Below are 5,315 nucleotides of genomic sequence, written 5' to 3'. Positions count from 1 at the left end.
TTTATATCCTTTATACTAAAAGCGAATAAACATCCAGATTCTTAAAGAAGAAACAGATAATTTAAACATATCTGCAAAAATCTATATATTTGTAAAAAATACGATCATGCTACGCATCAAACATATCCATCAGAGTCACATTAGCCCGCTTTCCCGGCTGGTAGGCTTGGATATGAGCTTTAAATTTCTTCCAGGTCATTAGCGCACTATTTGAAAAATAGACTAGCTTTTGAAATTTAATTCATTAATCATTCTTTGCTAAGCTCTATTAAACGACTTAACAAAAAATACAATATATATCCTTATGGACATTTTATACACTGTAGAAGAAAAGTATCTGCAGGCCGTAGAAGAGCTTAATTATGGCGAACTGCCAAAGGCGCTTCATTATTTTAATGAAATCATCAATACAGAACCTGATTATGCAAGAGCACATTATCAATTGGGTTGCTTCTACCATTATCAATTTAAGAACTTCCAAACCGCAGGTTACCATTACCAAAAATGTGTAGAACTGGAACCTGAATTTCCGGATGTGTATGAACACTACCTGAAATTGGTAGTAACCCTTAAGATGCACAAACTGGTGGAACAAATTGCAGAGAAAGCGTTAGCTGTTCCCGGAGCAAATAAAGCTCAGATTTATGAAAACCTGGGCTTATATGCAGAAGAGCAGCAAAATTTACGAACTGCGAAAGAACAATATAAAAAAGCTGCCCTTAGTGCGGTATCTTCAACAGACCACAGTCTGTATCAAGATCACATCAAGCGTATTACGGCAAAAAAAATTGCTGGTCAAACCATGACCTACACTTACGATCAGGAGCAATAGGACTAGTCCTATTGCTCTTCCAATACCCTTAAAAGCAATTCATGCATTTCTTCAGGTTTAAAGGGCTTTGACAAAATATGCAATATCCCGATTTGGCCTAACCGGGTTCGTACTTCCTCCAAAATATCCGCAGTAAAAACAATAACCTTAGTCTGGGGATATTCAAATTGAATTCTCTTAGAAAGTTCATAACCGTCCATACCTGGCATATGCAAGTCCACCAATACAACATCAAAATTCTTTTCCCCCATCCTTTTCAAAGCTGCATAACCACTACTTGCCTGATCAGCCTTGATTCCAAACCTATCCAACTGATGCGATGCGACCAATAAATTAACGGGATTATCATCTACAATGAGCAAATCAAAATTTGGTAAACTTCTATGGCCAAACCGAATAATATCCGTAGTTTTTTCTGCAGAAACCCCGCCTATTTTAAAATCAATCTGGAATTCGAAAGTCGTTCCCTCAAATGGTTTACTTTTTAAATAGATTTCACTTTTAAAAAGATTAATCAAACCTTTAGTGATGCTCAACCCAAGCCCCGTACCCTCTTGCTGCCTGTGGGAAGTCTGCTGCACCTGATGAAATTTATCGAACACCAGATAATGAAGATGTTCTGGAATTCCTATCCCGGTATCAGAAACCTTAAAAAGAATACCCACCCATTCTGTATCCAGTTTAACCTTTTCTAAACTAACAGATACCGTTCCGGCGTCTGTAAATTTAATAGCATTTCCAATTAGATTATTTAAAATTCTGCTCAGTCTCAAATCATCAATCATCAAACACTTTGGAATCCCCTCATCGTGGTAAAAATGCAGTTTCAAACCTTTGGTCTCTGCCCTAGGTGTAAACTGTTTTCCTATATTCCTTACCAGAGCAATTAAATCTGTTTCTTTCTCATTCAATTCCATTTTACGGCTTTCAATTTTCTCCAGATCCAGAATATCGTTAACCAGATGCAAAAGATGATTGGAAGAAAAATTCAAGTGGTCTATATATTCAATAGTTTGCGGATCCGAAAAAAGCGATTGATTTAACAAATTACAGATACCAATAATCCCATTTAAAGGTGTCCGGATTTCATGGCTCATAATCGAAAGGATTTCTGTCCTTTTTCTGGCAATCTGTTCGGCAAGGTTTTTAGATTCAATGAGCTCCAGATTCATCCGTCTCAATTCCAACGCATTTTGCTCCAGCTGGTCACTCATGTCCTTTTTGGAAGTAATATCTTCTATAACACAAACAATTCTTGCCTCTCCATGTTCGGTGTCGATCCTTTGAAATTTAGCACAAAACCAATGATGCTTTTTTTGATCAAAATCAGGATATATACACTCCTGCCTTTCTCCTGTAAGGATCAGTTTTTCAATGCAATCAATAAATCTGTTCCCAAATTCACCAAACACTTCATTAAGGGTCTTATTCATAAATTGTTCTGGAGGAATGAATAATTTAGTCTTATCCTTTACCCATACCCTTCTGATGACCATCTGATCGTTAAGCTCCAGTACAATATCGTCCAGAGACTCAATCAAACATTGCAAACTCACCATTTTACTGAGGTTGCGGTTTAGCTCTATATTTTTGTTTCTTTGTTGTTCCTGATCTACAAGCATACTCCTTAAAACAGGAATACATAGTCTGAGTAGTTCACATTTCTTTTCTATATTATCGTTCTTCTTTCCAATAAGAGATACGGTCCAGCAAATCTCTTTTGCATATTTAATGCCCAATGAGATTTGTTCAATATCCTGCTCGCATTTGACACAGACTTGCTCCTCAGTCCCTATCACCCTGCTATTGAAAGAAATAGTATTCAAATCTTCATTTGGATGTCGGGCAATGATATCCAGTATAGCATCCTTATGATGAAATATTGCAACCCCTGACGAATTGGTATGTTTGCAGAGTTCAGAAACAAGAACATTCAATACACAGACTTTCATATCACTATGATAATAGCCATCGAGTAAGTGTATTAATTTATTTGCAAATACCAGATTTGATTGCAGTGAATAATCTTCGGACGTATTGGTTAAGTATTCCATATTATACAGTACTCTACAGATCTTTAGTTAAAATACACAAAAAATCTATTTTGGAGTACTAAAGACATTGAATTAAATGTTCATTGTCTTACAATGAAAAAATCAGGCCAATATCTTACTGTTTTTTATTTACATGCAAAATTACAGGTATTCCTATGTATGTTATAAACTTTGGCCTGATCATCTAAGAATTAATAGCTTTAATGTTTTATTCAGTTGCTCTGTATCCAATTCCGAAAGAAAGTCCAGAACAATAGGCTCAGCATGCATACCTTTACTTCTGATACTCTTACCAGGTCTTAGTACGATCTGATCTGGTAAACTAAAAAAAGTAAAATTTTCCTTTAAACACAGCATTGATCTATCCAGATCTGACAACTCAATTTTAATCTCTGTCCCGCCACATTCGGATGACAAAACAAGCTGGTTACTGCACTCATCTAAAAGGACGATTTCAACCTCTTTATGCAAGCACAACGTATTATACGTTATCGACTTCACCTTAAATATCATAGTCGCCAAAAGTAGGCAGATATAACGCTTTATGAAAGCTCTCATTCATATTTGATCGCAGTCGCGGGATCGGCAGATGCCGCTCTTATGGCTTGGAAACTTACGGTAAAATAGGCAACGCCAACAATCATAGCTGCCGAAAACAGCATCATAAATCCATTAATTTCAATATGAAAATCAAATCGGGAAAGCCAGTTATCCATCATGATATAACTTACCGGCAAGCTGATTATAACAGCAAACAGCACCATTTTCACAAAGTCCCAGCTTAAAAGCGTAACAATGCTAAAATGACTTGCACCCAATACTTTTCTAATTCCAATTTCCTTGGTACGTAATGCTGCACTATAGGCTGAAAGCCCAAGCAAACCCAGACAAGATATAAAAATAGCAAGTGCCCCAAATAGATTGGAAAGTACAGACAAGATACGCTCCTGTTCAAATTTTGCCTGATACAGTGCATCAACAAACTTCAATTCCACAGGATAAACTGGATTCATTTCTTTACTGATCCGGTTAATCAGAGTCAGGGTTTCCTTTGTACTCATAGAAGGGTTAAGCTTCATGGTTATAACACTTGGAACGGAAGAGAGCCAGCCGATCACCATAGGCATTTCTTTTTTACTTGGATTTGCCCAGATGATATCCTGAAACACACCTATTATAGTTCGCCTCACCCCTAGATACAGTACCTTTTTTCCAATGGGATCGCCAAGGTTCATCGCCTTTATCGCACTTCTGTTTAACAATATACCTACACTGTCGGAGGCGATTTCTTTATCAAAATCACGTCCCATCAGCATTTTAACACCCGTGGTCCGACTAAAATCATTGGTCGTTATGATCTGGTTAAATCCAAGACTTTTATCACCGGAAGACATTCCGTCCCATTCCAAACCACTGGTTACAGAATTTTGGCTGGAGATACTGCCTGTGGTTTTACACATTGCAATAATCGCACCCGACTGCAATAAACGACTTTTAAATGCTTCATACTTCTGAAACAGCATCCCTTCCAGAGGCATTTCTACCAGTGCACTGCTATCATAACCAACCGGTCTGTTTTTTAGGAACTGTAATTGTTTGTAAATTACAATGGTTCCTGTTATCAACAATACAGCAAAACTAAACTGAACCACCACCAGCACTTTTCTCAAAGAAACAGAGGAGGAATTGGTTCTGGAAACACCTTTCAAAGTACTAACAGGGTCAAATGAGGATAGAAAAAAGGCCGGATAACTACCAGACAGCAAAGCGGTAAATAAAATAGCTAGTGCCACACAAAGCCAGTTAAAAAACCCCAAAGTAGCTAAACTAAGCTTGGTTTGTAGTAAATTATTAAAAAATGGCAAACTCAGTTCCACGAATATAACAGCCAGGATAAAACTGAATAAGACCATTATTACAGCCTCTAAAAGGAACTGACTAATGAGTGAATTTCTGCTGGCTCCAATCGTTTTTTTAATCCCCACTTCCTTTGATCTTTTTCCTGCTCTTGCTGTAGACAGATTCATAAAATTAATACAGGCAATAATCAAGATACCCAGAGCAAGACCAATAAATATCCTAACCTGTTGTATTTTTCCACCAACCGGTTTTCCATTCACAAAATCGCCATACAAATAGCTTTTCAGCAGCGGATAGCCGAAAATGTCCGCATTTATTTTATCATGGTGCTTGTGCATAAATCCTTTCAGACTTGCATTGAAATCGTCTATCTTTATTTCCGGCCTTAAACGAAATAAGGTATAAAAAGAGAAATTATCCCATTGTAATAATTTTGGAAAAATCCCTTGATTCTCATTCAATGACACCAGACTTTCAAATCGATAACTCATATTTTCTGGCAGATCTTCAATTATCCCTGTAACGGTTAACTTCGCAAAGTTCATAAATTTAACCTGTTTATTAAAGGC

Annotated in this window: 3 protein-coding genes; 1 reads left to right on the top strand and 2 read right to left on the bottom strand. The window is 37.0% G+C overall.

The window, feature by feature from the left end; genetic code table 11:
* Positions 1–304: 304 nt before the first annotated feature.
* Positions 305–832 (top strand): hypothetical protein, encoded by a 528-nt coding sequence (locus DBR11_RS27975; protein WP_108555829.1) that lies wholly within the window; start codon positions 305–307, stop codon positions 830–832.
* An 8-nt stretch (positions 833–840) separates the two neighbouring features.
* On the opposite strand, the gene DBR11_RS27970 is transcribed toward DBR11_RS27975, so the two are convergent.
* Entirely contained in the window at positions 841–2,886 is a 2,046-nt protein-coding gene (locus DBR11_RS27970; protein WP_108555828.1) for a response regulator, read from the bottom strand.
* Positions 2,887–3,440: 554 nt separating this feature from the next.
* Positions 3,441–5,315: FtsX-like permease family protein (locus tag DBR11_RS27960; RefSeq protein WP_108555826.1), on the bottom strand; the 1,875-nt coding region annotated here is incomplete at its 5' end.

It is taken from the genome of Pedobacter sp. HMWF019 (genome assembly GCF_003061025.1).
In the GTDB taxonomy this organism is placed as follows: Bacteria; Bacteroidota; Bacteroidia; order Sphingobacteriales; family Sphingobacteriaceae; genus Pedobacter.
The sequence above is the reverse complement of the archived record's forward strand: the minus strand, read 5'-3'. Positions and strand labels throughout refer to the sequence as shown.